The 26,487-nt window shown below is 71.4% G+C and carries 25 protein-coding genes; 13 read left to right on the forward strand and 12 right to left on the reverse strand.

What is annotated here, in order from left to right; all coding sequences use genetic code 11:
* Positions 1-148: 148 nt before the first annotated feature.
* A complete protein-coding gene (rplM, locus tag NAEX_RS09675; protein ID WP_096327221.1) occupies positions 149-583 on the forward strand; it encodes a 50S ribosomal protein L13 in 435 nt (144 codons plus the stop codon).
* A 28-nt stretch (positions 584-611) separates the two neighbouring features.
* On the forward strand, positions 612-1,010 hold the full coding sequence (gene rpsI, locus NAEX_RS09680; protein WP_143140956.1) for a 30S ribosomal protein S9: 399 nt from the start codon (positions 612-614) through the stop codon (positions 1,008-1,010).
* 464 nt (positions 1,011-1,474) lie between these two features.
* On the opposite strand, the gene NAEX_RS09685 is transcribed toward rpsI, so the two are convergent.
* Both NAEX_RS09685 and NAEX_RS47555 read right to left on the reverse strand, forming a co-directional pair.
* Entirely contained in the window at positions 1,475-2,137 is a 663-nt protein-coding gene (locus tag NAEX_RS09685; protein ID WP_096327222.1) for an RNA recognition motif domain-containing protein, read from the reverse strand.
* Positions 2,138-2,394: 257 nt separating this feature from the next.
* Entirely contained in the window at positions 2,395-2,721 is a 327-nt protein-coding gene (locus tag NAEX_RS47555) for a hypothetical protein (protein ID WP_143825549.1), read from the reverse strand.
* 68 nt (positions 2,722-2,789) lie between these two features.
* Between NAEX_RS47555 and NAEX_RS09690 the strand changes: the two genes are divergently transcribed.
* The 6 genes from NAEX_RS09690 to NAEX_RS09715 all read left to right on the forward strand — a co-directional run bounded on the left by NAEX_RS09690 (position 2,790) and on the right by NAEX_RS09715 (position 8,512).
* Complete coding sequence (locus NAEX_RS09690; RefSeq protein WP_211302386.1) at positions 2,790-4,256, forward strand: type I restriction-modification system subunit M; 1,467 nt, start codon at positions 2,790-2,792, stop codon at positions 4,254-4,256.
* A complete protein-coding gene (locus NAEX_RS09695) occupies positions 4,253-5,581 on the forward strand; it encodes a restriction endonuclease subunit S (protein ID WP_096327224.1) in 1,329 nt (442 codons plus the stop codon). The genes NAEX_RS09690 and NAEX_RS09695 overlap by 4 nt, the downstream gene beginning before the upstream one ends.
* Before the next feature lie 127 nt (positions 5,582-5,708).
* Positions 5,709-6,101: a hypothetical protein gene (locus NAEX_RS09700; protein WP_096327225.1), complete on the forward strand. Its 393-nt coding sequence runs from the start codon at positions 5,709-5,711 to the stop codon at positions 6,099-6,101.
* Between the two features lie 234 nt (positions 6,102-6,335).
* Positions 6,336-7,409: a beta propeller repeat protein gene (locus tag NAEX_RS09705; RefSeq protein WP_096327226.1), complete on the forward strand. Its 1,074-nt coding sequence runs from the start codon at positions 6,336-6,338 to the stop codon at positions 7,407-7,409.
* Positions 7,410-7,425: 16 nt separating this feature from the next.
* The gene (locus NAEX_RS09710) at positions 7,426-8,160 is read left to right on the forward strand and encodes a hypothetical protein (protein ID WP_096327227.1); all 735 of its coding nucleotides are present in this window, start codon (positions 7,426-7,428) and stop codon (positions 8,158-8,160) included.
* Positions 8,161-8,212: 52 nt separating this feature from the next.
* On the forward strand, positions 8,213-8,512 hold the full coding sequence (locus tag NAEX_RS09715; RefSeq protein ID WP_096333566.1) for an aminoacyl-tRNA hydrolase: 300 nt from the start codon (positions 8,213-8,215) through the stop codon (positions 8,510-8,512).
* Positions 8,513-8,650: 138 nt separating this feature from the next.
* On the opposite strand, the gene NAEX_RS09720 is transcribed toward NAEX_RS09715, so the two are convergent.
* From NAEX_RS09720 to NAEX_RS09730, 3 genes are all read right to left on the reverse strand, one after another.
* On the reverse strand, positions 8,651-9,592 hold the full coding sequence (locus NAEX_RS09720) for a hypothetical protein (protein ID WP_143140955.1): 942 nt from the start codon (positions 9,590-9,592) through the stop codon (positions 8,651-8,653).
* Positions 9,593-10,023: 431 nt separating this feature from the next.
* Positions 10,024-10,476 (reverse strand): putative ABC transporter permease, encoded by a 453-nt coding sequence (locus NAEX_RS09725; RefSeq protein ID WP_170135599.1) that lies wholly within the window; start codon positions 10,474-10,476, stop codon positions 10,024-10,026.
* Positions 10,477-10,876: 400 nt separating this feature from the next.
* Positions 10,877-11,170 carry a hypothetical protein gene (locus tag NAEX_RS09730; protein ID WP_096327229.1) on the reverse strand — a complete coding sequence of 98 codons (294 nt, stop codon included), beginning with the start codon at positions 11,168-11,170 and terminating at the stop codon, positions 10,877-10,879.
* 257 nt (positions 11,171-11,427) lie between these two features.
* Between NAEX_RS09730 and NAEX_RS09735 the strand changes: the two genes are divergently transcribed.
* Both NAEX_RS09735 and NAEX_RS09740 read left to right on the forward strand, forming a co-directional pair.
* A complete protein-coding gene (locus NAEX_RS09735) occupies positions 11,428-12,276 on the forward strand; it encodes a helix-turn-helix domain-containing protein (protein ID WP_096327230.1) in 849 nt (282 codons plus the stop codon).
* A 4-nt stretch (positions 12,277-12,280) separates the two neighbouring features.
* Positions 12,281-12,697 carry a cupin domain-containing protein gene (locus NAEX_RS09740; RefSeq protein WP_096327231.1) on the forward strand — a complete coding sequence of 139 codons (417 nt, stop codon included), beginning with the start codon at positions 12,281-12,283 and terminating at the stop codon, positions 12,695-12,697.
* Positions 12,698-13,016: 319 nt separating this feature from the next.
* Here the strand turns inward: NAEX_RS09740 and NAEX_RS09745 are convergent, their stop codons facing one another.
* Both NAEX_RS09745 and NAEX_RS09750 read right to left on the reverse strand, forming a co-directional pair.
* Complete coding sequence (locus tag NAEX_RS09745; RefSeq protein ID WP_096327232.1) at positions 13,017-13,628, reverse strand: hypothetical protein; 612 nt, start codon at positions 13,626-13,628, stop codon at positions 13,017-13,019.
* Between the two features lie 701 nt (positions 13,629-14,329).
* Positions 14,330-15,307 (reverse strand): TPR end-of-group domain-containing protein, encoded by a 978-nt coding sequence (locus NAEX_RS09750; protein WP_096327233.1) that lies wholly within the window; start codon positions 15,305-15,307, stop codon positions 14,330-14,332.
* Positions 15,308-16,725: 1,418 nt separating this feature from the next.
* Here NAEX_RS09750 and NAEX_RS09760 point away from each other — a divergent pair.
* Positions 16,726-17,985, forward strand: a complete 1,260-nt coding sequence (locus NAEX_RS09760) for a tyrosine-type recombinase/integrase (protein ID WP_096327235.1) — start codon at positions 16,726-16,728, stop codon at positions 17,983-17,985.
* Here the strand turns inward: NAEX_RS09760 and NAEX_RS09765 are convergent.
* Together NAEX_RS09765 and ligA are read right to left on the reverse strand one after the other, a co-directional pair.
* Positions 17,972-18,685: a molybdopterin-dependent oxidoreductase gene (locus NAEX_RS09765; protein ID WP_096327236.1), complete on the reverse strand. Its 714-nt coding sequence runs from the start codon at positions 18,683-18,685 to the stop codon at positions 17,972-17,974. The genes NAEX_RS09760 and NAEX_RS09765 overlap by 14 nt on opposite strands.
* 157 nt (positions 18,686-18,842) lie before the next feature.
* Entirely contained in the window at positions 18,843-20,894 is a 2,052-nt protein-coding gene (gene ligA, locus NAEX_RS09770) for an NAD-dependent DNA ligase LigA (protein WP_170135600.1), read from the reverse strand.
* Between the two features lie 549 nt (positions 20,895-21,443).
* Here ligA and NAEX_RS09775 point away from each other — a divergent pair.
* Positions 21,444-22,739 (forward strand): VWA domain-containing protein, encoded by a 1,296-nt coding sequence (locus tag NAEX_RS09775; protein WP_096327238.1) that lies wholly within the window; start codon positions 21,444-21,446, stop codon positions 22,737-22,739.
* Positions 22,740-22,796: 57 nt separating this feature from the next.
* On the opposite strand, the gene NAEX_RS09780 is transcribed toward NAEX_RS09775, so the two are convergent.
* Genes NAEX_RS09780 through NAEX_RS49920 form a run of 3 tightly spaced genes read right to left on the reverse strand, consistent with a single transcriptional unit; the run spans position 22,797 to position 25,232 of the window.
* A complete protein-coding gene (locus tag NAEX_RS09780; RefSeq protein ID WP_096327239.1) occupies positions 22,797-23,513 on the reverse strand; it encodes a hypothetical protein in 717 nt (238 codons plus the stop codon).
* Positions 23,491-24,045 (reverse strand): RNA polymerase sigma factor, encoded by a 555-nt coding sequence (locus tag NAEX_RS47565; RefSeq protein ID WP_170135601.1) that lies wholly within the window; start codon positions 24,043-24,045, stop codon positions 23,491-23,493. Before NAEX_RS47565 ends, NAEX_RS09780 begins: the two co-directional genes overlap by 23 nt.
* Positions 24,046-24,089: 44 nt before the next feature.
* Entirely contained in the window at positions 24,090-25,232 is a 1,143-nt protein-coding gene (locus NAEX_RS49920; protein WP_170135602.1) for a hypothetical protein, read from the reverse strand.
* A gap of 94 nt (positions 25,233-25,326) precedes the next feature.
* Between NAEX_RS49920 and NAEX_RS09790 the strand changes: the two genes are divergently transcribed.
* A complete protein-coding gene (locus NAEX_RS09790; RefSeq protein WP_096327241.1) occupies positions 25,327-26,151 on the forward strand; it encodes a hypothetical protein in 825 nt (274 codons plus the stop codon).
* Positions 26,152-26,487: the final 336 nt, after the last annotated feature.

Consider the following 26,487-nt stretch of genomic DNA (forward strand, 5'->3'; position numbering starts at 1 on the left):
TAGAGATCGCCCGTCCGCCGGCGCCGCCGGGCATGTGAGTCTGAGCCCGAACCTCACGCCGCGTCCCCGCCGGAAGCCTCGCAGGCGACGCCAACGCCGCGTCCCGCGCTTGACAGCCCCGGGGTGCTCGCGTATCCATCCCCGTCCCATGGGTACGCACTACCCCAATCCCGCCGATATCCGCCGCGACTGGCTGCTGATCGACCTCACCGGTCTCACGGTCGGCCGCGCTGCGAGTCAGATCGCCAACATCCTTCGCGGCAAGCACAAGGCCACGTTCACCCCGCACCTCGACGTGGGTGACTTCGTGGTCTGCATCAACGCCGACAAGGTCAAGCTCACCGGCGACAAGCTCGACAAGAAGTTTTACTACTTCAACTCGGGCTTCCCCGGCGGCATGAAGTCCGCCTCGGCGCGCACCCTGCTCGCCAAGAAGCCGGAAGAGCTGATCACGATCGCCGTCCGCCGCATGCTTCCCCGCTCGCCGCTGGGTCGCGCCACCGTGAGCAAGCTCAAGGTGTTCGCCGGGCCCGAGCACAACCACCAGGCGCAGCAGCCCAAGCCCTACAAGCTCCCGTTCTGAACTCCAGTCTCATTCCACGGTTCGTCTCATGGCCAAAGACACGATGAAGTACTACGCCACCGGCCGCCGCAAGAGCGCGGTCGCCCGCGTGTGGCTGTTCCCCGGCGAAGGCAAGATCCTGATCAACCGCCGCGAGGCCGACAGCTACCTCTGCCGCCCGACCAACCTCAAGCTCATCGAGCAGCCCCTGGTCGCCGCCGGTAGCCGCGAGAAGTACGACGTGTGGGCCACGGCCAACGGCGGCGGTCTGTCCGGCCAGGCCGGCGCGATCCGTCTCGGCATCGCCCGCGCCCTCCTCCAGGTCGACCCCGAGGTCCGCGGCGCCCTCAAGAGCGCCGGCTACCTCACCCGCGACTCCCGCGCCGTCGAGCGCAAGAAGTACGGCCGCGCCGGCGCCCGCCGTCGCTTCCAGTTCAGCAAGCGCTGAGCCCCACCGCGGCTCGTGCACCCGAGAGCGGAGCCTCGCAGCTCCGCTCTCGCTGCTTTCGGCTCCCGCAGCGCGCCCCGAAGCGGTATGGCTTTCAAAGCATGCTTTGAAGACCATGCGCCTTTGGACATGTTTTCGAAGACATGTCCGAAGCGCCCTGTCCCAGGCGTCCTTCACAAGACCCGCCACGCGCAGCCGGTCGCTCGTCGTACGCGTGCCCTGCCTTCGCGCGGCCTGCTTGCCCGGCGCGCCCCTCGTGGTCCCGACGGCTCACCGCCCGCGCGCCCTGGCCCCATCCTTCGTCGTACGCGGTCCGGCGGGGGAACGCCTTTTCGCAAGCGCCTCGTCGCGGCCGTGCCGACCCGACGAGCCACCGTGCTTCGGCGTCCTGGCGAACTCGATCGATCGCCCTTCGCGACGACGGCGGCCGTGCCGACCGCCGCCGTGCGTTCAACGCCCGCGATCTAGTAGTCCATGTCGAGGTCGCCGTCGCCGTCCTCGTGGCGGCGTCGGCCGCGGCCGCCGCGTTTCTTCGCCCGGCCTTCGCCCTCGTCGCGGTCGCGTCCGCGGTCGCGGTCGCGGTCGCGTCGGCCGCGGCCCTCCGACGGTGCCGGTCCAGGCGGCGGGGCGGACGCGAAGCCACGCGCGGGCGGGCCGCCGCGGTCGTAACTCGGGCCCGAGTCGAAGTTGCGAGGCGGGCGCCCCTGTCCAGCGGGGGGCCCGGCGGGGCGGGGCGAGAACCCGCGATCGCCTGCGGGCGCCTCGCGGGGCGGCTGCGGCCGCGAGTCGGGCGCGCCGCGGTCGTTGAACGGGCGGCCGGGTCCGCCGGGGCGTGGGCCATCGGCCGAGCGTGGCGGGCCGTCGGGGCGTGGCCCGCGGGGCTTGTCCTCGGCGACGCTGACGCGGATCTGCCGCATGTCGAGCGTCGCGCCGTCCATCGCTTGCATCGCCGACTCGCTGTCGGCCGGGTTCTGGAACGCGACGAAGCCGAAGCCGCGCGAGCGTCCGGTCTCGCGGTCCGTCACCACCTTCGCCTCGGTCACCGTGCCGAAGCGGCCAAATGCGGCTCGAAGCCCCTCGTCGGTCGTGTTCCAGCTCAGGCCACCGACAAATAATTTCCTCGCCATTCGCTCTCTTCGCTCTGTCGCGCGTGCGCGCGGCGCCTCACTTCGGATGCTGCTCGCGATCCTTGTCTCTGTCAATCCGCGCCCGGTCTCGCGGCGCGGACGGTCCTGCAGCCCGGGCCACAAGCGGGGCCGAAATGTCGTACAACCCCACGGCCTTTACCCCACGGCCTTCGGGCCTGCGGCCCCGAACTGCGTCACGCCCCCGCGCCCGGCGCCGGCGCGCCCCCTCCCCGGACGGCACCCGCTTCATGTTCTTCTCACGCCACGAAATGATCCTCGCGGCCCTGGAGACGCCGCGCCTGATCGAGCTCGCCCGCGTCCTCCAGATCCCCGAGCCCGCGCAGCGCCAGCGGGGCCAACTCATCGACCTCCTCTGCACCGCCCGCTACGATCAGTTCCGCGGCTTCCTCGAGCGACTCAGTGTCCTCGAGCTGCGCGAGGTCTGCGAATTCGTCGGCCTGCGCGAGGCGTACGGCGATCCGGCCGACCTCATCGACCGCCTCCTGTTCATCGAGCGCCGCTCGCCGGCGCCCCCACCCGCACCTGCGGCTCCGGGGGCCCCGCGCCTCCCGCTGCGGGCGCACCGGCGGCGCCGCCCAAGCGGCGCGGAGCCAAGAGTCAGGCCCGCGGCGAGCTCGGCTTCGAGGCCACCTTGTGGCAGGCCGCCGACCGCCTGCGCAACAACATGGACGCGGCCGAATACAAGCACGTCGTGCTCGGCCTCCTCTTCCTCAAGTTCGTCGGCGAGGCCGGCCCGCCGCTGCGCGCCGCGGGCGCCAAGCCGCCGCCGACGCGGGGCTTCAAGGTGCCGGCGGCGGCGCGCTGGGACACGCTGCTGGGCAAGGCCCGCTCGCCGCTGCTCGGCCGCGACCTCGACCAGGCGATGGCCGCGATCGAGGCCCAGAACCCGACGCTCCGCGGGATCCTGCCGCAGATCTACCAGCGCCCCGGCCTCGAGGCGGCGCGCCTCGGCGAGCTGCTGCACCTCCTCGACGACATCCCCGATTTGGGGTCGCAAGGCCGCAAGGCGCACGACGTCCTCGGCCGCGTCTACGAATACTTCCTCACCTGCTTCGCCTCGGCCGAGGGTCGCAACGGCGGTCAGTTCTACACCCCGCCGAGCGTCGTCGGTCTGCTGGTCGCCCTGCTCGCGCCGACGCGCGGCACCATCTACGACCCCGCGTGCGGCTCCGGCGGCATGTTCGTGCAGAGCGAGCGCTACTTCGAGGAGCACGGCGGTCACCGCGGCGAGCTCAAGATCGTCGGCCAGGAGTCGAACCCGACCACCTGGCGGCTCGCCCGCATGAACCTGGCCATCCGCGGCATCGAGGGCGACCTCGGAGCCGAACCTTCGGACAGCTTCATGCGCGACCTCCACGCCGACCTGCGGGCCGACTACATCCTCGCCAACCCGCCGTTCAACGCTCGCGCCTGGGGAGCCACCGCGCTGGCCGACGACCCGCGGTTTTGCTTCGGCCTGCCGCCCGACGCCAACGCCAACTTCGCGTGGGTGCAGCACATCCTCTACCACCTTGCGCCGCAGGGTCTGGCCGGCCTCGTGCTCGCCAACGGCTCGTTGACCGTCGGCGGCCGCGAGGGCGAGATCCGGCGCCGGATCGTCGAGGCCGACCTCGTCGACGGCATCATCGCCCTGCCGGCCCGCCTGTTCTACAGCACCGCGATCCCCGTGTGTCTGTGGCTGCTCGCCCGCGACAAGGCCAGCGGCCGCGACCGCCGCGGCAAGATCCTCATGATCGACGCCCGCGACATGGGCGCCATGCTCGACCGCACCCACCTGGCCCTCCGCCCCGAGGAGCTGGCCGAGATCGCCGGCCTCTACCACGCCTGGCGCGGAGCACCTGTCGCGGAGAGCATGTCGCAAAAGCCATACGCCGACGTCCCCGGCCGCTGCCGCGCCGTCGACCTGCCGACCCTCGCCGAGCACGAGTTCATCCTCGCGCCGACGCGGCACGTGCGGCCGGCCGAGGCGGCCAACGCCGCGCCGGCGTTCTCCGAGCAGTTCGCCGCGCTGCGCCGCGAGCTGCTCGACCAGCTCGACCGCGCCGCCGCGCTCGACCGCGAGATCGCCGACGCGCTGGCGCGGGTCGAGGTCCCGTGAGTGTGCCGGCCCACTGGGTGCGCTGCACCCTCGACGCCATCAAGGCCGACAGCGACAACGCGATCGCCGGCGGCCCGTTCGGCTCCGACCTCACCCAGGCCGACTACGTCGACGACCCGGACGGCGTGCCGGTGATCCGCGGCTGCAACCTCGGCCACGGCGAGCGGCGGTTTTACCCCGACGAGCTGGTGTTCGTGCATCCGAGCAAGGCCGACGCGCTGCGGCGCTCGCAGGCCTACCCGGGCGACGTCATCTTCACCCAGCGCGGCACCGTCTCGCAGGTCGGCCTCGTCCCCGACGACCTGCCGTGGCGGCGCTTCCTGCTGTCGCAGAGCCAGATGAAGCTGACCTGCGACCTTTCGCGCGCCGACCCCGAGTACGTCTATTACTGGTGCCGCTCGCCCGAGGTCCAGCGCTACGTCGAGAACTGGACCATCGCCGCCGGCGTCCCGCACACCAACCTCAGCACCCTGCGACAGACCCCGCTGCTGCTCCCGCCGCTCGCCGAGCAGCGGGCGATCGCCGGCGCCCTCTCGGCCCTCGACCGCCGGATCAGCCTGTGCGACGACCAGCGGGCCGTCCTCGTCCAGCTCGTCGAGCTGCTCTTTCGTACATGGTTCATCGACCATGAACCGACGGCCGCCAAGGAGAACGGCCTGCGCCACCCCACCGTCGACGAGGCGCTCTACAGCCGACTCGCGCCGGCCTTCACCGTCGAGGGCGACCGCCGGTTCCCGCTGGCCTACCGCCTGCTCCCGCTGACCGAGCTGGCCGAGTTCCAGAACGGCAGCGCCTTCGGCCTGACCGACTTCAGCCCCGCCGGCGAGGGCCTGCCGATCATCAAGATCGGCGAGCTCAAGCAAGGCATCACCCGCCAGACCCGCTACTGCGTCCACCGCGACGGCGGCCGCCGGATCGACCGCGGCGACCTATTACTCTCGTGGTCCGGCAACCCCGACACCTCGATCGACACCTTCCTCTACTTCGGCGGCCCCGCCTGGCTCAACCAGCACATCTTCAAGGTCGCCACCAAGCGCCCCGAGGACCGCGCCTACATGTTCGGCCTCCTGCGCAGCCTCAAGCCCCGGCTGCTCGCCTTCGCCCGCGCCAAGCAGACCACCGGCCTCGGCCACATCACCCTCAAGGACCTGCGCACCCTCGTCATCGAGTACCCGCCGGTGATGATGCGCGACGCCTTCGACGCCCTCACCGCCCCCTACTTCGCCAAGATCGGCGCCTGCGACGAGCTCCGCGCCTCCCTCGTCGCCGCCCGCGACGAGCTGCTGCTCCGCCTCATGTCCGCCGAGGCCCGCCTGCGTCCGTGAACGTGGCGTGACATGTCCCCGAGGACATGTCGCTCCGGCGCCCCGCTGGCCCGAAGCGCGCGACGGGGGTATCGTGGCCCACGCGCACGTCGCACGCGGAGGCCCACGCATGAACAGGCTCGCACGCATGAAGAAGCTCGTACGGATCTGCGCCCTCTTCAACGCGAGCATGATCGCCGCGTTCCTGGTCCCCGGGGTCCTGCCGCTGCTCGGGATCGCGGCCCCGCCCTCGCCGTTCTGGCTGTGGCTGCCGTCGCTGCTGGCCCTGTTCAGCGTGCTGGTGCTGTGGCTGTCGGCCAGCGACCTGCGCCGCTACGGCACGTTCGCGTACTGGAGCGGGATCAGCCGCCTCAGCTTCTTCGTCCTCACCTTCGCCCTCGACTTCCCCGCCACCGCCGGCAAGATCGTCGCGCTGATCGCCGTCGTCGACCTCGCGCTCGGCCTCGCCTGCGTCCTCGGCCTGCCGCCCGCCACCGGGCGCACCCCCTTGCAGCTCCTGATCCACCGCAACACCGATTGACGCGGCCTCGCAGCCGGGCCGGGCGAGTGCCCCGCGCGCTCCCGACTCCATCGACACACCACGGAGGGATGACGCGAGGCCGCGGCGGCCTCCCGGCCTGCTGCCGTCTCAACATGTTTTTCAGGACATGTCCGCTGCGACATGCCGTCTGGCGGCCGCCCGCGCGCGAAGTCGCGGCCGCTCCGCGCACCGTTCCCCTGCCCGTCCGCCGCTCCTCGCGCTACAGTCGCCCGCATGCTCGCCCGTCCGCGCGCCTGCGCCGCGCTCCTGCTCGGCGCCTGCTCCTCGGTCCCCGCGACCAGCGCCACCTCGACCGGCACCAGCACCAGCACCGGCACGACCACCGCCGCGACCACCACCCTCGATCCCAGCACCGACGCCCCGACCACCGGCGAACCCGCAGGCTGGACCGTCGCGCTCGAGCCCGGCGTCGACAAGGGCGCGCTCTTCAGCGTGTGGGGCCCGCAGCCGGACGACGTGATCGCCGTCGGCGGCCAGGGCGTCGGCCCGACCTCGAAGGGCCTCGCGCTGCACTGGGACGGCGCCGCCTGGACCGAGCTCGCGCTGCCGCCGGGGACCACGCGGCTCCACTGGCTCGCGGGCGTCGGCGACGCGCTGTGGGCCGTGGGCGAGGCGGGCGTGGCGATCCGGCGCGACGGCGACACCTGGACGACGATCGCCACCGGCGCCGACGTCCCGCTGTGGGGGATCTGGGGCGCCGGGCCCGACGCGATCTGGAGCGTCGGCGGCGACGGCTTCGTCGGCGCTCCTTCCGTGCTGCGCTGGAACGGCGACGCCTGGTCGCCCGAGACCCTCCCGCCGCTCCCCGAGGGCTGCCACGCCCTCTTCAAAATCGTCGGCACGAGCGCCGCCGACGTCACCGCCGTGGGCGACCTCGGCGTCGTCCTGCAGTACGACGGCGCCGCGTGGACGCAGCAGGACGTCGGCTCGATCGCCGACCTGATCAGCGTCAGCGGTCCGGCCCACGCGCGCCTCGCCGTCGGCGGGCGAGCGAACGCGCGACTCGCCTGGTGGGACGGTCAAGATTGGACCGGCGCCACGCTCGATCGACCCGGCCTCTCGGGCGTGTGGATCGACAGCGACGGCGCCGGCTTCGTCACCGGCTCGGGCGGCCAGATCTTGCGCATCACGACCGGCAGCCTCGAGCCCGAACCCGAGCCGAGCCCGACCCACCTGTTGCTCCACGCCGCGTTCGGCTTCGCCAAAGGTCCGCGCTTCGCCGTCGGGGGCAACCTCGCCGGCATGCCGCCGCACGTCGGCGTCATCCTCCAGCACCCGGGCCCGTGAGCGCGTACCATGCCGCATGCGCTTGAACTTGCAGCACGCCCTGCTCCTGCTCGCCGCCGCGGCGTGTACCCCCCACGACGGCGGCACCACCGACGCCTCCGGCAGCACGACCACCACCGACGCCGCGAGCACGACCGCCGGCACCGGCGAAGACGCCTCGTCGACGACCTCGACCACCGCCGCGACCACCGACGCACCGACCACCGGCGACCCCACCACGACCGCCACGAGCAGCACCACCGGTGAATCTGCGTACTGCTGGGGCTTCGACGTCGACGCCCCCGCGCCCTTCCTCGAGCTCTACGACTTCGAGCACGCCCAGCTCGCCGAGGGCGTCACCCTCCCGCTCGAGTGCGGCGGCCAGGGTTCGTGGATGTTCGGCCTCTACCCCGAGTTCGGCGGCTACGAGCCGGCGGGCGACTCGGTCGTCTTCGACCTCACCGTCGACGTCGAGGGCTACAACATCAACCCGGCCGGCCACTTCTTCAGCGGCGAGGTCTACTACTACGTCGGCTGCGACGACATCCTCGGCGGCGTCCTCGGCGTGGTCCCGATCATCCCGCCCGACGAGCTCCCCGACCCCGCCGTCCTCGACGGCCTGTCCGCCGAGGTCCACGTCGAGCTCGACGCCGGCGGCCAGCTCGTCAGCTTCGACGCGACGATGCCCCTGTCCGCGCCGATGGAGCTGACGCAGAACGGCTGCATGTTCGGCCTCGCCGATCCGCCCGCCGACCTGCGCGCGCGCCCCTGAGCGCACCTGTCCCTTCGAACATCTCTGCCACGCGGAGGACCGATCCGTGAAGATGTACATCCTGATCCGCGCCGACGTCCCGCTCGGGTTCGCCATGGTCGCCTGCGCCCACGCCTCGCTGGCCGCCTACCTGCGCTTCCGCGACGAGCCCGAGGTCGCGCAGTGGCTCGCCGGTCCGTTCCGCAAGGCCGTGTGCAAGGTCGGCGACGCCGAGTTCGCGGCCGCCAGAGCCGCCGGCGACTTCGTCCTGATCACCGAGTCCGCGCTCGGCGGCGCCGAGGTGGCCCTCGCCTTCAAGCCGCGCGCCGAGTGGCCGCGGGCCTTCCAGTTCTTCCCGCTCTACCGCGCGTGAATCGGGCCGGCCGCCGGCAATTGCCAATGCCACGACCCGCGAATCGCCGCGAATCGTGGCACTCGATGCACGGTGCCCGTCCATCGATCCGGCCGCCGGTCGACGGGCCTCACGGCGCGCCGACCGGTGACCCCGGGCTCACACGCCCTCGCAGACCTTCATCGTGCCGTCGAACGCCTGCGGGTTCTGGCACACGTCGACCGTCGAGCAGCCGCAGACGCCCTCGTAGCACTTGTCGGAGTACATCGTGCCGGCGCAGTCCGAGTCCTGCGCGCAGCCGCAGACGCCGTTGTTGCAGGTGGTGAAGCCGGGCAGGCCGGACGCCGCGCAGTCGTCGTCCGAGCCGCACTCGCAGCGGCCGGTGCCGGTGTTGCACACCGGGTGGCCGCCCTGCGCCGGGCAATCGGTGTTGGCCTCGCACGGGTCGAAGCAGGCCCCGTTGTCGCACTTGGCCCCGGTCTTGCCGCAGACGGTGATCTGCGCCCCGCCCTCGATCGGGTCGACCATGATCTCTTCCTGCGTCAGGGTCGAGCACATGATGATGTCGCTCGGGACGATGGCGCACTTGCCGACGCCGTCGCCGATGTCGACGCAGGCGTAGCCCATCATGCAGTCCGCCTGGGCCGCGCAGTCGAGCACCCACCCGCTGATGGTCGCGTTGCACTGCGTGTCGGTCGAGCAGGTGGAGGCTGCGCCGACGCAGCGGCTGTTCTGGCAGGTGAAACCCATGTCCACGCCCTGGATCGTGCAGTCCGCATCCCCGGCGCACTCCTCCTGGCAGAACTGACCGTTGCCGCCCGCCGTCGGGTCCTCCGTCGTCGGGCCCGCGGTCGTCGGCACGGTCTCGGTGTCGGTGCCGGGCGTGGTGTCGGTGCCGGGCGTGGTGTCGGTGCCGGCCGTGCCCGCCGTGTCGTCCGTCCCGCCCATCGTCTGGGTCGCCTGGGTCGCCGAGCCCTGGGTCGTATCCGTAGCGACGCCGGTCTCCGTGTCGCCGCCCTTGTCGTCACCGCAGCCGAGCGGCGCGAGCAGAGCCACGAACAGAGGAATCACCGGCGTCTTCACAAGAAATGAGAGTTGCATGGCCGCGAGGGTACATCACACCGCCGCCGCGGGCCACGCGCGGGATCGCAATGTGCGATGTGTTCTTTGAGACATATAGAACGTGTTTCGCACACTCCCCCATTTGCATGATTTTTTCGTCCCGAGGTGAATAATCACAGCAGGCTCGGCCGCGCTCCGCGTGGCGGTGCTCGGAGAAGCGCAGCGAGCTCGACCATGACCCGCGTGCCTCCCACGGGCCGCCGGAGTGGGGCAATGCGAGTTATCCCGCGAATGCACGCAGCCGTGCCGTTTGCGGCGATTACCGCGTTTCGGCAGGATCCTCGGGTTCCCGCGTGCGCGGTCCGTCGCGTGCCCCGCCGCGACGACTGTCCACGCGCGCCCGGGCCCCTGGGGCCGCTCGCGCCCGGTCGGACGCGGTCTCGCCATTCATTCGGGCCCCCCGCGTCCGCTCACATCGCCGCGATCGCGTCGTGGACCCGCTCGAGCGCCAGCCCGAACGCGAACCACACCGGCACGTAGTCGAAGCGGATCAGCCCGTGGAGGTGATATCGCGAATAGCTGTAGTCCCACGGGCAGCGACCGGTCAATCGACACAGGGCCGCCCCGGCCACGTACTCGACGGCGAAGATCAGCACGGTCCACAGCGCGCCGCGCCCGTACCACGGCCAGGCTCGGATGGCCTCGTGGATCCGCTCGAACGCCAGCCCGCCCACGCCGTACAGCGGGAACATCCACAGGTACGTGTGTCCGAGCAGCCGCAGACGCTGCTCGCGGCTCAGCTTCTGCGGCCCGACGTCGTCGCCCAGATCGCCGCGCACGCCGGTGATCAGCGCGCACAACGCGGTCCAGAGGATCTCCGCGCACCAGCCGAACGCTCCGTACACGAGAAGGTGGTGGGCCATGAGGACCTCGCACGACGTCGAGCCCGAGAGATGACGCGGTCCCGCAGCCTCGCAAGCGGCCTTGGCCACCTCGTGCCGCGCCCCTCGCCCGCCCGGGAGCGCCGGGCTCGATCGGCGCGTGGATGCCTGGTCGCCGGCCGAGCCCCGCCTATCGCTCGCCCGACCTCGCGCAGCCGGCGTCGACCCTACGGCCCGACCCTCCCGGGACGGCGGGCCTCGCCCGCAGGCACCGGTCCGTCGGCGCGAGCGCCCGTTCGTCCGCCGTTCCCGCGGCCCCCGTCCGCCGGTCGTGCATATCCCTTCCGCCATGCCCGGAGGGCCATGTCCCGTGAGACATCTCAATGCCGCCGTCGCCGCGCGGTCGCCCGTCCGATCGACGCCGGCAAGTCCCAGCGCTGGATCAGGCCCTTCTGCGGCTGCAGGGGCTCGGCGGGCACGCAGTCGAGCTTGCCGCGCGGGCGACGGCGACGCGCCCCTGGTCGGGCATGGTGGCGAACACCTCGAAGATCCCGGTGAACGGCTCGATGGCCAGGACCTCGAGCGACGACATCGACGCATACACGAGGCCGGTGAACGCGTCCTGGCCGAGCCCGGCGCCCCGAGCGCCGGGCTCGATGACGGACTCCGACTGCTGGTGAGGACATCGTGGCGGAACAGCGCCTCGACCCGCGACCAGCAGGTGCGCGGGACCCACCGGCGCCTACGCCGTCACCGCGCCGGGAAATTGTGGACCACCGCCACCGTGCCCTGCACGAGGTCGGCCGTGTTGTACTCGCCGTTCGGTAGCCGACGTAAGCACGCGGTCGAGAGTCCGCAGCCGAACCGACGACCCTGACCGCTGCTCCAAGCCGCCCACGCCCCTTCCGGGGCAGCCCCTGCTTGTCGTCGACGCCGACGCCCGCCTCGCGGGCCTGGCGATCACCGCCGGTGTGTCGCACCCTGCTGTCGAGAATGCCGCTCGTCAGCCGCTCGCCATCGCCCGCGCTCGCCCCGTTCGTCGCCTCGATATGGCGCTTCCGGGGCCGTTTCGGCCACGCGTACGAGCGCGTCCTGCCCACGGGCACCATGCAGATCCTCGTGAATCTGCACGAGGACGAGATGCGCTTGTACCCGGGCGAGGGCGACGCGGTCGTTCATCGCCTGCGCGGCGCCATCGTGTGCGGCGCCCACACCAAGTCCGTGGCCATCGACACGGACGAGCAGCGCGACATCGTCGGGATCAATTTTCGGCCCGGCGGTGCGTTTCCCTTCCTCGCTGCCCCGGCCGATGCGACCGAGACGCACGTCGAGCTCGACGCGCTGTGGGGCCGTCCGGGGGCCCTCCTGCGCGAACGGTTGCTCGCGGCCGCCGACACGGAGGCGATCTTGCGGACCTTCGAGGATGCGCTGCTCGCCCAGGCGATCAAGCCGCTGGAGCCCGATCCGTCCGTCCTGTTCGCCGTGAGCTCGTTCGGTCGCGGGATCGGCGTGACCCAGGTGACGAAGCAGCTCGGGATGACCTCCGCGCGCTTCATCCGTCATTTTCAGAAGATCGTGGGGCTCACGCCGAAACGTTTCGCCCGCGTGCTCCGATTTCATCGCGTGCTCGACGTCGCCAGCCAGGGGCGGCGGATCGACTGGGCGAGGGTGGCCGTCGAGTCCGGCTATTTCGACCAGGCGCACCTGATCCACGAGTTTCGCGAGTTCTCGGGGATGAACCCGACGGCGTACCGGCCACGGTCGCACGTCGACTCGACGCACGTGCCGCTCGTCGCCCGTGAAATTTCTACAATCCCCGCGACGGCCGCACCCGCACGATGACGGCATGACGACCGACACCAAACACCTCTCGGCCTTCACCCTCGCGCGCACTTACGTCCACCTGTCGAACCTGGGCGGTGCGTCCGCCGTCGATGTCGACGAACACTTCTGGGAGACGCTCATGCAGCGCGACGACCTGCTGGAGGGTCGCTTGCTCGGGTTGTTCCACCTGGAACAGGACTCGGATCACTGCGAGATGCACCCCGCGGGCGACGAGATCCTGATCCTGCTCTCGGGGGCCATCGACGTGGTCTTCCACGAGGCCGATGGAGATCGCGTCGCGCAGCTGCGCGATTTTCAGACATGCATCGTACCGCAGGGTGTCTGGCACCGCGTGCGGGTGCAGGCCCCGTCCCAGCTGATCTTCATCACCCCGGGCAAGGGGACCGAGACACGCCCTCCGTCCGAGGACGCCGCATGAAGCCGACGAGCGGCAACGCCGAGTCCGGCGAGGAACGCTACGCTGTTCGTGTCGGCGACGCGGTTGCTCTCCATGGGCCCCCGGCCCGTACTTGCGCCCCAAGCTCTTGAGCGACGCCCCGCGAGGGCATGGCCTGCAGGACAGGTCCCAACAACCCCACGCGGCGCAGGCCACGTGCCAGGAGCACGGTCTCCATCGACGACGGGGCACCGTGCAACACCGGAGGCCGCGTCATGCGTCGGCCCGAGAGGAAGCCCGCAAGTCGTATACGGGATTTTCGCACGCACGGTTTGAGCGGGGGTCTTACCCGACTCTTCCGCTACTGGCTGGTCAGCAATCGTTTCACACCCGCTCGAACTCGGGAAGTACGGCCGGAATTCCTTCCCGTGGTGAGAAATAGGACGCCGGCGGCGGCGGTGAGACCAAGACCGACGCCGTACACCCGGCCCGAAGTTCTCCCGTCCGGTTCACCCGCCCGCGGTCCTGGCGGCCGGATCGCTGCGGCGAGTGACCCGGCGGGGGACCCGCCGGCAGGGGAATCTGCCGTTGCGACGGGGATTCCGGCGGGCGTCGTATCCGACGCGGCGGCACAGGTGACGCCTGCCCGCTTGACCCTGTCGACGTCCCGGGCCTCGATCTCTGTCCATGCCGCGCGCTCCTCGGCGTCCGCGAACGGCCCGCTCGCCAACAGCTCACGGGTCAGCTCAAGGGCGTGGCAGAGGTGTTCGCCCTCGCCGGTCGCTCCGTGCAGGGCGATGAGGCTAGCGTGCGCGCCGTGAAGTGCGTCCGGGCGGTGGACGCTCGGGTCAGCGGCCAGCTCGCGGAAGAGGTCGAGGGCCTTGCGGAAGTCTCCGGCGTTAAAGGCCGCGTCGGCCGCCTCCTGTGATGGCGGCGCGAGCATCGTCAGGGCAAGCGTGAAGCGCATCAGCATGGCGGGCTCCTACGTAGCATCAAAGAAGACGTGGCGGCGGGGGTTCTCGGCGCGGATGTGGAGGCCGGCGAGTGCGTCGCGGATACACCGCGCGTGCGGCGAGTCGGACGGGAAGTTGCTGAACTCGGCGCAACGCTCTCCTGACGACTCGCGCGGAGCTGTGTGTCGCCGTTCTGCGAGGCCGCGAGCTCGGGCTCCGCGGCGGTCGGGCGCTCCGCGATCGGGGCAACGTTCAGGCCGAACTCCACCCTCGCGTGCGCCTCGGGCCCAAAGATCGTCGGCGTCGTCGCAGCTGCAGCAATAATTTCGATGGGACTACACCGTTGCTGACTCTTCGCGTCGGTATCCGACGACCTCGACGCGTTCTCGCCCGGCCCACTCGATTGCTCCTCGTTGCCGCTCCTTTGGAGGGCCCTCCTGATGAGCGACGCCGTTGCCGCCGGCGCAGCAAGATTTTCGACGCCGCTACACCGTTGCTGACTCGTCGCCGCGGTGCCCCGCCTACTCGATTGCTCCCCGTTGCCGCTTCTCTTGATGATTTGGTTGATCATGCTCTTGATTCACGGACTCGCCCTGCTCTCTAAATTTCGCGGGGCCCGTGTCTCACACGACATTGGCAGGTAGGGGACGTAGAGCATTTCTTCCGCCAAACCCGGGCGCGACGTTGAGGCGGTTCGATGCGTGCGCCGGGCCGGTCGCGCTCACGGCACGGCGACGATCCCGAGCGCCGTCGGATCGGTGCCTTCGCAGCCCTCCGCGCCCGGTCGGATGCTCGAGTAGACCACGACGCCGAGCTCCGCGGAGTGCACCGCCCAGGTCAGGAGGTGCAGCGCGTCGGGCTGGCGGGCGACGGACTTGCCCCCGCGCATCACGTGGAGCACCTCCTCGCGGAGCACGAGCGCGAGTTTCGCCTTGGTGAACCGCATCTTCGACGCGTCGTCGTCGCTGGCGATAGTCTGGCCGACCTCGGCGCCGGGCAGCGGGACGAACCCGAGGTCGCGCAGGAGCCGATCGGCGACGGCGACCCGCCCGTCGATCCGGGCCCGGCTGGCCGTGCGCACGCAGATCCCGCCGCAGTCGCCGTCCTCGGCGTCAGCCCAGTCGATGAGAAGGAGCTCCGCCGCCTGCTTACCTGTCCTGTCGAACACCTCGAGCCGCGCCGTCCCGTCGCTCGAGCCCCACGACTGCTCCTGCCGGACCGCCGCGAACAGCCCGCGCTCCGGCGCGTGGAACACCTCAGGGGCCGGGATCGCGACGTCGCCCGCGAGCTTCGCGGTCCCCGGCTTCGCGGCGCGCAGGGCCACGATCTCGGGGGCCTCGCGCAGCGCGGCGAGCTCGTCGTCGGCGAGGATCTTCGCATACATCTTGACCGGCTCGCGCGCGATCCACGGCTTCAGGGCCGCGATCGCCTCGGCGGTCTTGCCCTGGAGCGCGAGGGCGCAGGCGAGGTTCGTCGCCGCCAGGTCGAAGTCGGGGTCGAGCTTGGTCGCGCGGACGAACGCCGCGGCCGCGGTCGCGTAGTCCTTCTTGCGGTGGGCCCGCAGCCCCGCGGCGTTGGCCACCCGCGCCAGCAGGGCCGGGCGGGTGAACACCAGCTCGCGCTCCTCGCCGCAGGTGGTCTCGAACCGGATCTTGACCTGTCCTTCGGGCAAGTTGGTGACCTTGTTCAGCGCATCCACATCCCCCCCGGTGGTGATCGGGGCGCTGCGGTGCCCGTCGCTGACGCGCAGGTCGCCCTCCTTGCCGAGCTGGATCTTCAGGCCCTCGCCCGCGTCGAGGTTGGCCTTCGGCTCGGGGTCGACCGCGGTCGGATCCGGGCCTGCAGGTTCGCCGTCCCCGTGGGGCTGCTCGGGACCGGGGCCCCCGCGCGACCGGGGTCGCCGTCCGCGATGGGCGGCGCGGCGGGTTCGGGCACAGGCGCGGCCGCCGGCTCGCCGGGCCCGGTCACCTCGCGCTTCGGCCCGTTCGCGCTCGCGCCGACCTTGGCGCGGGCGGGTGCGTGGCTCGTGCAAGCGCACAGCACGGCGAGGGTCAGCGAGGCTAACTTGCAGCGCGGCGATCCTGTCATCGCGGTCATGATACACACAATTCCCGCGCGAGGCGCATCCCGGCGGTGCGCTCGCTCGCTCGGTTGGTGGCCGTGTGGGGCGCCAAACCAGGAGGATTCCGAGTCGCCTGGGACCCGCGCGTGACACTCGCGATCCCTCTCGAAACACCCGTCCGATGGAGAATTCACGGCTTTCGGCGAGCGGGGGGTGTTTCGACGGATCGCGTCTCGATTTGTCGCGTTTTGCGCAAATTTCGAGACACTCCCTCGAATTCGGGCCCGTAGAGGGGCCTAGCTGGGCCTATGCACCACTTCACCAAGATTCCTCCAAGACGCCCGCATAGGCTCGCTGCTGGGCCTGATTCCTTGTTGAGGTGGAACCGCGTTTCAGTCGCGCGGTTCTTGACGACGGGGCGCGGCTCGAGGAACTGGGCCGTGTAACCGCGCCGAACAGAGCGCCGTCCTCGCCCCAGCAGACGACGGAGTGGTCGCCGAGCAGGGCGCACGCGGCATCCCGGAAGACGGCGACCCGGCGCGCGCCGGAGACAGGGACGACCTGCACAGGGTTGTAGCCCGCGGTCCTGGAGCGGGGCGGTAGCTGGCTCCTAGCTAGCGAGCAACGGCCTGTTCCTTTGGACATAGGCGACGTGAGCCCGAGCGGGGAGGCGCGCCTGCCCGGACCTCCATCGTCTCGGCGTCGCCGCAGTGTTCGGCGCGGTCAGGTTGCTGTGGATATGGCCGGTGATAGAGAGAGCGGAAACCTGCAGCCCGAGTCGGAGCACGGCCCCCTGGCAGGAACGGCGCCTTCCCCACTGCTTCTCACGGCTCGCGACCTTGCCACGCTGCTGGGCACGACATCGCGGCAGATAGCCAACATGGTCGCCCGCGGCCAGGCACCGGCCTCGATCAAGATCCCCGGGCTCGGTCGGCGCTGGCGACGAGACGTGGTGGAGCACTGGCTCGCCGTGATCTTCGCCTGAGCCCCTTGACCTGCGCCGCCCCGGACGCTACCGGTCGAAGTCGAGGGCTGCGCGGAAGAGAGACGCGCAGATGAGTGTCCACGTGCACGAAAGAAAGGACGGCACCCGAACGCCACGCCTCCAGGTCGTCATCTGGGCCCTGGCGCCGGGAAAGCTCAAGCCGGAGCGCTACCGATACAACGCGCCATTCACGGTTACCAGCAAGTCGGCGGCTCTGCGATGGGGCGAGCAGGTCCGCCGGGAGATCGAAGCCGGCAGGCCGCCCCCACAGCGCCGAGAAGGAAAGGCCGCCGAGGGGAAGGCTGCTGCCGAGAAGCCGGTCAGGGCGGCGGAGCAGCAGCGGCCGAAGACCATCCGCGAGGCGATGGAGATCTACCTCGCCGACTGCGCCGGCCGGGGCAACACCGCCTCGACCGTCGCCGCCAAGCGGACGAAGCTCGCTCACGTGATCGCAGTCGTCGGCGACGTTCCTGTCGCCGAGGCCGGCGAGCTCGAAGCGAGCCGTGTCCGCTCGGACATGCAGTCCAGGGGGTACAACGCGACCACGATCAACACGACGATCAGCATGTTCGCCACCATGCTGGCGCGCTGCCGGGTGCTCCGCCTCCGGCCCACCCAGCCCGAGAAGTTGGAGAAGGTCAAGTCGCGCAAGATCGCCACGCCGAAGGCGTACGACGATCCGACGTTCGAGGCGCTCCTCGTCGCGGCGACCAAGCTGAGCCCGGCGCACCGAGCCACCGTGCTCGTGTGCGGAGAGGCGGCCTTGTGGGTCGGTGAGCTCATCGGCCTCGAGGTCCGCGACGTCAACCTCGATGCCCGCACGCTCAGGGTCGAGCGGGCCTTGAACGACGACGGGGAAATCACCCCGCCGAAGAACGGCGAGGCGCGGACCGTGGGCCTCACCGAGCGCCTGGTCGACGCCCTGCGCCCTTTCGTCGAGGGCCGGCCACCCACCGCTCCGCTCCTCGAAGGCCGCTTCGGCGGCCGCCTGAGCCGCGGAGGCGTGCGCGACCGACTGGCGCGTGCCCAGGCCGCCGTCGGCCTGCCGCAGAAGGGCCCGCACGTGCTGCGCCACACCTGCGCGACCTCGGCCCTGAAGGGCGGCGCGGACGTGGTGGCCGTGCAGAAGATGCTCGGTCACCGCCAGCTCGCGACGACCGTCGAGGCCTACCTCCACGACACGGGGGACAGCATGGAGCGAGCGACGCAGGCGCTGGTCAAGGCGCGGTGCGGGATTACCGCGGTTGGCACAACTGTGACACAGGCGCCCGCAACCCGCCGCAGCAACGTGGTGCGGCAATCACGCCAAAACCCCACTAAAGCCCTCTGAGACGGCTATAGCGGTCGTCCCGCCAAGGGTGAGCAGTCGAGCTGTAACCGTTCATCTCCCAGAACCCGAGCTTTTCGCGCGTCAGCAGTTCGATGCGGCTGATCCACTTCGAGCCCTTCCACGCGTACAGCTGCGGCGTGATCATGCGGACCGGCCCGCCGTGTTCGATGGGCAGCTCGTGGCCGTCGACCGTGTGGGCCAGCAGCACGTCGGGCTTGAGCGCCTCCTCGAGCGCCACGTTCGTCGTATAGCCGTCGTAGCCGTGGCACATCACGTGGACCGCGGCGGGGGTCGGGTGGACCAGCGCCATCAGGTCGGCGAAGCGCACGCCGACCCATGTCATGTCCATCTTGGACCACGACGTCACGCAGTGGAAGTCGCTCGTGTCGGTGGTCTGCGGCAGGGCCATGAAGGCGGCCCAGTCGAGCGTCAGCGGCTGCTCGACCGCGCCGTCGATCTTGAGCTGCCACTTGTCCTTGGGGACGATCGGCTTGCGGCCGAGGTCGAGCACCGGCCACTTTTTCGTCACCGTCTGGCCGACCGGGAGCTTCGGCATCCCGTGGCGGTTCGGCGGGCCCGAGCCTTGCGGGCGCGCGTCGGACAGCGCCGGCGTGTCGCGCATGCGCTGCTCCCAGCGCTCCATCAGCTTGCGCCGCGCCTCGACGATCCGCCGCTCCTTGTCGTCCGCGTCCTCGCTCATACCGGCATTTTACTCGAGCCCACCCACGTCCGCACGCATCACGTGGGACATGTCCCTTCAGGCCTATCCTCCAACGCCCCGCCCGAGCGCGCCCGCTGTCACGAGGGACATGCTTTGAAGGACATGTCCCTTTCACCAGCCCTGTCTCTGCTCGCGCTCACTCGAGCGAGCCGACCATCTCGAGGAACTCCGCCTCGCTGAGGATCTTCAGCGGCGCCCCGGCAGCGATCAGCTCTTCGGCCTTCTTCTGCTTGCTCGACTTGGCGCCGCGGCCGGCGCCGACCACCAGGTAGGACAGCGCCTTCGTCACGCCGGACGGCACCTCGCCGCCGAGGGCTTGCACGCGGGCCTGGGCGACCTCGCGGGTGAACGCCTCGAGCGTGCCGGTGAACACGAAGCTCTTGCCGGACAGCGCCGCGCCCTCGACCGAGGCCGGCGCGGCCTCGCCGGGCAGCACCGTCACGAACTCGAGCAACGCGTCGATCAGCTCCGCCCGGGCCGCGAGGCCGCGGACGATCGCGTCGGCGATCGCGTCCTTGATCCCGCGCACCGTCATGAGGTCGGCCTGGGTGAGCTCGCGGATCCGCTCGAGCGTGCGGAACTCGCCGGCCAGCAGCAGCGCGTTCTGCTTGCCCAGGTGCTCGATCCCCAGCGCTTGCAGGAACACCGCCAGCGGCAGCTCGCGGTGCGCCTCGATCTGGTCGATCAGGTTCTGCGCGCTCTTCTCGCCGAGGCGCTCGAGCTCCTGCAGGTCGACCGCGCGCAGGCGGTAGTAGTCGGCCGGCGTGCTGAGCAGCTCGGCGTCGACCGCCGCGCCGATCACCTTGGGGCCGAAGCCCTGCAGGTCGACCACCTTGGCGAAGTGCTCGAGCTCGCCGAGGCGGGCCTGCACGCACTTCTTCGGCTCGGCGCACCACAGGTTCTCGCCGTCGCGCTTCTTGCGGCGCTCGATCGGGCCGCCGCACGCGGGGCACTGCGTCGGCAGGTCGAACGGGCGCGACGCCGGGCCCGACTCGACCACGCGCTCGACGTTGGGGATCACGCCGCCGCGGCGGGTCACCTCGACACGGCAGTTGTGAGTCAGGCCGAGCGACTCGAAGATGTTGAGGTTGTGCAGGCTGGCGCGGCCGATCCGCGCGCCGCTGAGCTCGACCGGCTCGAGCATGGCCACCGGCGTGATGACCCCGGTGCGGCTGACCGACCAGAGGATGTCGAGCAGGTCGGTCACGCCCGAGTCGCCCTGGAACTTGTAGGCGATCGCGTAGCGCGGGTGGTGGCCCGTGAGCCCGAGGCGCTTCTGCTCCTTGACCGAGGCCGTGCGGTAGACCACCCCGTCGATCTCGTAATCGAGCTCCGGTCGGTTGCGGGCCCAGCGGTCGTAGCTGGCCTGCAGCCCGGCGCGGTCGACGAACTCGTGGTCGATGCCGCCGAGCCCGAGCTTCTTCAGCAGCTCGAACTTGTCGCGCTCGCTGTCGAACTCGGGGCCGATGATGTCGTAGGCGAAGAAGCTCAGGTGCGCGTTGCGGGTGTTCTTGCGCTCCTTCTGCTTGATCGACCCGGCCGTCAGGTTGCGCGGGTTGGCGAAGTCGCCCTTGTACTTGGCGAAGTCGCTGAGCTTCATGTAGAGCTCGCCGCGGATCTCGAGCTCGATCCCGCCGGAGGCGACCGTGCGCGGGATGTCCTTCACCTCGAGCGCGTTCATCGTCACGTCCTCGCCCTCGGTGCCCGAGCCGCGGGTGGCCGCCATCACCAGCTTGCCCTTCTTGTCGTAGCGCAGGCTGCAGGCCACGCCGTCCATCTTCGGCATCACCAGGATCTCGCCGTTGAACTTGCCGGCCCAGCTCTGCAGATCGGTCTCGTTGTAGCACTTCTCCAGCGACAGCATCGGCCGCTGGTGGCGGACCGCCGCGCCGAACCGCTGCTCGGGAGGCAGCTGCAGCGCCTCCTCGGCGTCCATCGCCGGCGCCTCGGCCGCCTGCGGCCCCATCTCGTCGAGCACCGGCGCGTCGGGTCGCACCCGCTTCAGCCGCTCGATGAGCTGGTCGTACAGCGTGTCCGGCAGCGTCGGCGCGTGGTCGTCCCAGTACTCCTTGTTGGCCCGCCGGATCAGCACCTCGAGCTCGTCGGCCGTGAACGAGGGCAGCCGGGCCTTCACCGCGGCGGCATCGAGGGTCTGCAGGTCGGAGGCTGGGGTCGTCGAGGCGCTCATGAGCGGCCGGGATGCTATCAGGCCCACGCCCGCGCGTCGCCCGCTCGCTTTCGCGCACGCAGCAGGAGGGCCGCAGGAGCCCTGCAGCGAGCCGGCCAGGCCCGCAGCGCCGCGAGCGAACGACCCTTGCGGCGTCGACGAGGTCTCGCCGCCGAGGACCGCGTGCGAGTGGACGCCGAGGTTCGCGACCGGGCCGCGGATCTCGATCCTCACCGCGCCGAGATCGATGATCGCGCTGACCATCGGGGTTCGGGCGCGACGCGAAGCGCCGGCATGCGCCGCGATTCCCATCATCACGGTGCCCTGAATGATCGGACTCATCCCAAGGTGCCGCCTCCCCGACCTCCAGTCCGCGGACGCGAGCGCCCGTGATCGGCGAGGCGACCATGACGCGGGTGTCGTGCGGATGCGCGGGCTCGCCCGCGGAGCCGGCCTGAAACCGGGGCTTGCTTCCATCCAGCCCGTGGCACGCCTCTTGAAGATCTCGGGGGACCTATGACTTCTCGCGCCTGTAGTCCCCTGCGTCTGGCTCTCCTCGCTCTTCCGCTCATGACTCTGGCCGTCGGCTGTGGCGACGATTCGGGCAGCGATTATGGTGGTACCGCCACGAACGCGAGCTCGCCGAATTCGGGCGACGGCAGCGGTGGCGGCGAGACGGGCGACGGCTGGGATCCGGGCGATTCGGGCGGCGGCACCGACAGCCCGGGCGACACCGGCGCCGGCACGAGCGGGGCCGATCCGACCGGCGCCGGGGACACGGGCGCGGGCGAGTCGGGCGGCGATAGTGACAGTGACACGGGCGGCGAGGCGCCGATCGACCCCGGGCAGTTGACGGCCGGCGAATGGCGTGACCTCGACCACTGGGACTTCTGGCTCGGCCTGCTCGGCAACGAGGTCTGGGCGCCGATGCAGGACCTGTGGAAGCTCTACACCAGCCAGCGCTTCGCCGTGGTCGCGGTCGCCGACCAGGTCCCGGTGGTCGACGCCGACGTCGTGCTGCTGGCGGGCGACCAGCAGCCGGTGTGGACCGCCCGCACCGATGTCCGCGGCCGGGCCGAGCTGTTCAACGGCCTGCTCGGCGCCCCCGCGGAGGGCCCCTTCACGATTCAGGTGACCTCGGGCGACTCGACCGTCTCGATCGCCGACGCCCAGCCGTTCGCCGGCGACCCCGCGATCGCCAGCCTCGACGGCGCCGAGGCCCCGGCGAACGTCCTCGACCTGCTGTTCATGATCGACACCACCGGCTCGATGGGCGACGAGCTCGAGTACCTGCAGGTCGAGCTCGCCGACGTGATCGCGGAGATCCGCGACAACATCGGCCAGTCGTTCAAGATCCGCCTCAGCGTCAACTTCTACCGCGACCACGGCGACGCGTACCTCGTGCGCGAGTTCCCGTTCACCGAGGACATCGACGCCGCCCTGGCCGACCTCGCCGCGCAGAACTACGACGGCGGCGGCGACTTCCCCGAGGCCGTCAGCGAGGCGCTCGATTCGACGATCCACAACCACGACTGGAGCCCCTCCGCGGTGTCGCGCCTGGCGTTCCTGGTCCTCGACGCGCCGCCGCACGAGGGCGCGCAGGACCTGGCGCTGATCCACGAGAGCGTCACCGACGCCGCGGCCGCCGGCGTGCGCATCATCCCCGTCGCCTCCTCGGGCATCGACAAGAGCACCGAGTTCTTCCTCCGCTTCATCGACATCGCCACCGGCGGCACCTACGTGTTCCTCACCAGCCACAGCGGGATCGGCGGCGAGCACCTCGAGCCGACCATCGGCGAGTACCAGGTCGAGCTGCTCAACAAGCTGCTGGTCCGCCTGATCACCCAGTCGGTCCAGGGCGTCTGAAGCACCGCCGGCGAATCACCCCAGGAGCACCCGTCGCCACCGCGGCGCGTGCTCTCGTCATTCGGCGCACAGCCCCGCGACCGTACTCGCGTGCGGCGAGCCGGGGAACGCCCGCATCAGCTCGGCCGCGGTCGCCCGGGCGGCCGCGCGCCGGCCGAGCTCGCACTCCGCCTGCGCGCGCAGCAGCATGCGCTCCTCGACCAGGTGGCCGGCCGGGAACTCGCGCGCGTGCTGCTCGAGCGACGTCAGCGCCGCGGCCGCGTCCTCGCGGCCGAGGGCCTCGCGGGCGCGCCGCAGCAGCGCCAGCTCGGCGTCCAGCGCGGACCTGTCCTTCGGGACATCCGCAGTTCGTGGCGTCTGCACGCGCGGCTGCGGCTCCGGCGTCGACTCGGCCGGCGCGGGCTCCGGCGCGGCCGGCGGCGCCTCGCCCGGCGCCGATGCGGCGCCGCGAGAGACATGCCTCGCCTCCGCGCTCGCGTCGGTCGTCGCCGCGTCGTGGGCCGCCTGGCTGCCCGCGTCGCCGGTGTCGCGCTGGAGCAGCCGCTCGCGCGCCCCGACGACGAGCAGCAGCACCGCGGCCGCCACCAGCACCGCGCCCCACATCAGGTCGCGCCGGCGACTCGCCGGCCGCACCGCCGGCGCCTCGTCCTCCTCGGCGATCGCCGCCTGCAGGCGGGCCCACGCGGCCGCCCGCGCGTCGGCGGGCATGCGCTCGCTGCGGTAGGCGGCGACGACGTCGCGGCACTTCTGCTCATTGAGACTCTGCGGATCCATCGCGACCTCCGGCGACGAAGCTGGCGAATCGCCTGCGCGCGCTGTTGAGACGGGAATAGAGGGTGTTGAGATTGACGCCGAGCTGCTCGGCGATCTCGGGCACCTTGAGGCCCTCGAGCTCGGCGAGCATGAACACCAGGCGGTGCTCCTCGGACAGGGTGGCGAGGAAGCGATCGACGAGCGCCCGCGCCTCGATCGCGGCGATCACCTCGTCGGGCGCCGGCCCGACGCTCGGCTCGGGCGCGACGGTCAGCCGGCGGAGGTGGCGGGCGTGGCTGCGCCGGTGGTGCAGCACGACGTTGCGGGTGATCCCGAACAGCCACGACGGGATGCTCGCGCGCCCGTCGTAATCGGCCAGGCGGCGGTGAACCACCAGGAACACCTCGTGGAACGCGTCGTCGCGGCCGGCCCCCTCGACCCCGAAGTTGCGGAGCAGGCGCCACACGAAGTCCGCGTGGTCGCGATAGACCTGCTCGAGCTTCGGCGTCGACCTCGGTCGGGGGCTGGGTTCGTGGGCGGCGGTCGGCTTCACGGCGGACTCGTGGTGGTTTCCCGGCTCGCCGCCGATCCGTGAGCTCAGCCGGCCCCGCCGCGCCCGAACCGGAATTCGAGCCCCAGGGCCGCCCGCAGCGACACCGGCGCGATCGTGAACATCCGCCCGAGCCCGGCCGCGCTGAAGGTCCCGCCGAGCAGCGGCACGCCGACGTCCGCGCCGAACCACAGCGCCAGCCACGGCCGCGGCGCCCACGCGACGGCCGGCCCGAACACCAGGGCCAGCCAGGCGATCCGGTCGGTCCGCCCGCCCGCGAACCCGACCCCGGCGCCGATCGCCTGCCCGGCCTCGAGCCCGCCGCACAGCGGAAACTCGACCTGCCCCGCCCGCGGCACGCCGCAGCCGCGCGCGCCCACGGCCCACAGCCGCACCCGCGCCCCCGCCTGCGGGTCGATCTGCGTGTACGCGGTCGTCGGCGCCCGGTACAGCCCCGTCACCTCGACCCGCCAGCGCCGGCCCACCAGCCCGGCCGCGAGCCCGACCGCCGGCCCCACCCGCGGCATCCCCAGCGCCTCGAGCCCGCCCGCGACCCGCACGAACCCGCGCGGCCGCGCCGACTTCTTGGCTGGCTTTTCGGACAGGCCTGAAGGGACAGCCTCGTCGGCCGCGCCCGATGCGGGGCCCAGGGCCTCGATCTCGGCGGGCGGGGCGGACTCGCTCCCGGCCGTCACGAACGCCGCGTCACTCGCGACCGGTACGGCGGCCTCGGACCCACCTGTCCCCGGGGTCAGGTCGCCCGCGCTCGCCGCGGCGTCCCCCGCGGACGTCTCCGATGACATGTCCCCCGGGACAGATCCGTCCGCCGGCGCGGCGTCCGGCGCCGGCACGATCGACCCCTCGGCGGGGCGCGTGAGCACGCCGGGGTCGACCACCACCGCCGTCACGAACGCCGCGGCGTCGCCGATCTCCGCGCACGAGCGGCCGCGCAGGGTCCGCTTGCTGCGGCCCTCGGCGGCCTCCAGGTCCAGCGTCGCCGTCCAGCGGCCGTCGCCGTCGCGGCGCACGTCGACCGTCACGCGGACCGGCCGCGACTCGTGGGCGCCGGCGAGGTAGCGCGCGAGGCTGTCCTGAAAGCCATGTTGAGTGCAGCGCGGATCGCCGCGCCAGGTCACGTCGACGTCTTGCGCAGGCAGCGCGGCGACGAGCGCGAGGACGAGGGGTCCCACGGCCGGGAGACTAGCGCGACGCCAGCCCCGGCCCGCGGGGAATTTTCGCGACCTGGCTCACGGAAGTCGACGCGTCCGGGAAACCACCCGACGCATGTCTATCGACCCCGTCCTCGCGCGCAATTGGTTCGCCGTCCTCATCCTCCTATCGACCGCCGTCCCGGCCTGCGCCCCGCCTCGCGGCGACCTCGGCGTCTATACGGACAGCGACCCCGCGGACAGCACCGAGAGCGCGGGGACCACCACCAGCGGCGCGCCCACCTCGAGCGGCGGGCAAGACGGGCCGGAGCCGGCGAGCGAAGCGGCGTGCGCCGAGCGGACAGATCTGAGCGCCGCCTGGCACAACGTCGTGTTCGACCCGGACTTCGCCGCCGACGACTTCGCCGCCGCGTGCGCGGTCGCCGACCTGCAGCTCGATCCGGCGCACCTCTCCCTCGACTGTGCCGGCCAGGGCGTGCGGATCGCTCTCGGCGACGCCCGGCTCTCGCCGGTCTTCGCCGTCGGCGACGAGGTCGCGTTCGACTATCGCTCGCTCGGCAACCGCTACGAGACGTGGTTCACCCTGCGCCGGCCCGACAGCGAGGCCACGCTCCTGCTCGCCGGCGTCCGGGCGGTCACCCTCGCACCGGCGGGCGCCCCCGACTTCTTCGCGCCCTGGACCATGACTGCCGGCGCAGGCGCGTGCCCCATCACGCCCACCTGCGAGTCGCCGCGCGAGAAGATGGCTGTCGAGTTCAGCCAGGCCGACGACGCGATCACCGTGCTCCCGCCGTCCAGGGCGATCTTCGGCGCCCCTGCGCGCTACGAGCTGAACGTCGGCACTGCCCTCCTCAACCACCGCGACTTGCCGGGGTGCGATCTCGCCGATTTCTCGCAGCACAATTTCGCGGCGCGGATCGTCCTCACGCCCGGCCCCTGATGCCGCCCCCCGATCCTCCATAGACCCTACGGCCCCTCGAGAATAATAACATTACCGCGCAGACCCTCCATCGCATCCTCGTCACCCTCCCCGCCCTGCTCGCATGCGGCTGCCTCGGGCCCCAGGGAGCTCTCGGACGATCCACCGACTCCGACGACTCCGCGTCCGACACCACGCCGCCGCCGCCGCCGCCTCGACCGGCGAGAGCGACAGCGGCCCGGACGACGACCCGCCGGAGCGCGTCGCCGTGGCGGACATGACGCCAGTCGTTCGACATCCCCGAATGCTTCGACCGCCGGATGCTCCACCACCGCGGCGACGGATCGCCGGCGCCGC

This window comes from Nannocystis exedens (genome assembly GCF_002343915.1).
Lineage (GTDB): Bacteria > Myxococcota_A > Polyangia > Nannocystales > Nannocystaceae > Nannocystis > Nannocystis exedens.

Coding starts and splice junctions, on each gene's coding strand:
- NAEX_RS09700 (WP_096327225.1), top strand. CDS start 5,709: ATGAAGAAGCTCGTACGGATCTGCGCCCTCTTCAACGCGAGCATGATC.
- NAEX_RS09765 (WP_096327236.1), bottom strand. CDS start 18,685: ATGAGCGAGGACGCGGACGACAAGGAGCGGCGGATCGTCGAGGCGCGG.
- rpsI (WP_143140956.1), top strand. CDS start 612: ATGGCCAAAGACACGATGAAGTACTACGCCACCGGCCGCCGCAAGAGC.
- NAEX_RS09735 (WP_096327230.1), top strand. CDS start 11,428: ATGCCGCTCGTCAGCCGCTCGCCATCGCCCGCGCTCGCCCCGTTCGTC.
- NAEX_RS09760 (WP_096327235.1), top strand. CDS start 16,726: ATGAGTGTCCACGTGCACGAAAGAAAGGACGGCACCCGAACGCCACGC.
- NAEX_RS09705 (WP_096327226.1), top strand. CDS start 6,336: ATGCTCGCCCGTCCGCGCGCCTGCGCCGCGCTCCTGCTCGGCGCCTGC.
- NAEX_RS09780 (WP_096327239.1), bottom strand. CDS start 23,513: ATGGATCCGCAGAGTCTCAATGAGCAGAAGTGCCGCGACGTCGTCGCC.
- rplM (WP_096327221.1), top strand. CDS start 149: ATGGGTACGCACTACCCCAATCCCGCCGATATCCGCCGCGACTGGCTG.
- NAEX_RS09790 (WP_096327241.1), top strand. CDS start 25,327: ATGTCTATCGACCCCGTCCTCGCGCGCAATTGGTTCGCCGTCCTCATC.
- ligA (WP_170135600.1), bottom strand. CDS start 20,894: ATGAGCGCCTCGACGACCCCAGCCTCCGACCTGCAGACCCTCGATGCC.
- NAEX_RS09715 (WP_096333566.1), top strand. CDS start 8,213: ATGTACATCCTGATCCGCGCCGACGTCCCGCTCGGGTTCGCCATGGTC.
- NAEX_RS09740 (WP_096327231.1), top strand. CDS start 12,281: ATGACGACCGACACCAAACACCTCTCGGCCTTCACCCTCGCGCGCACT.
- NAEX_RS09710 (WP_096327227.1), top strand. CDS start 7,426: ATGCGCTTGAACTTGCAGCACGCCCTGCTCCTGCTCGCCGCCGCGGCG.
- NAEX_RS09720 (WP_143140955.1), bottom strand. CDS start 9,592: ATGCAACTCTCATTTCTTGTGAAGACGCCGGTGATTCCTCTGTTCGTG.
- NAEX_RS09775 (WP_096327238.1), top strand. CDS start 21,444: ATGACTCTGGCCGTCGGCTGTGGCGACGATTCGGGCAGCGATTATGGT.
- NAEX_RS09745 (WP_096327232.1), bottom strand. CDS start 13,628: ATGCTGATGCGCTTCACGCTTGCCCTGACGATGCTCGCGCCGCCATCA.
- NAEX_RS09685 (WP_096327222.1), bottom strand. CDS start 2,137: ATGGCGAGGAAATTATTTGTCGGTGGCCTGAGCTGGAACACGACCGAC.
- NAEX_RS09725 (WP_170135599.1), bottom strand. CDS start 10,476: ATGGCCCACCACCTTCTCGTGTACGGAGCGTTCGGCTGGTGCGCGGAG.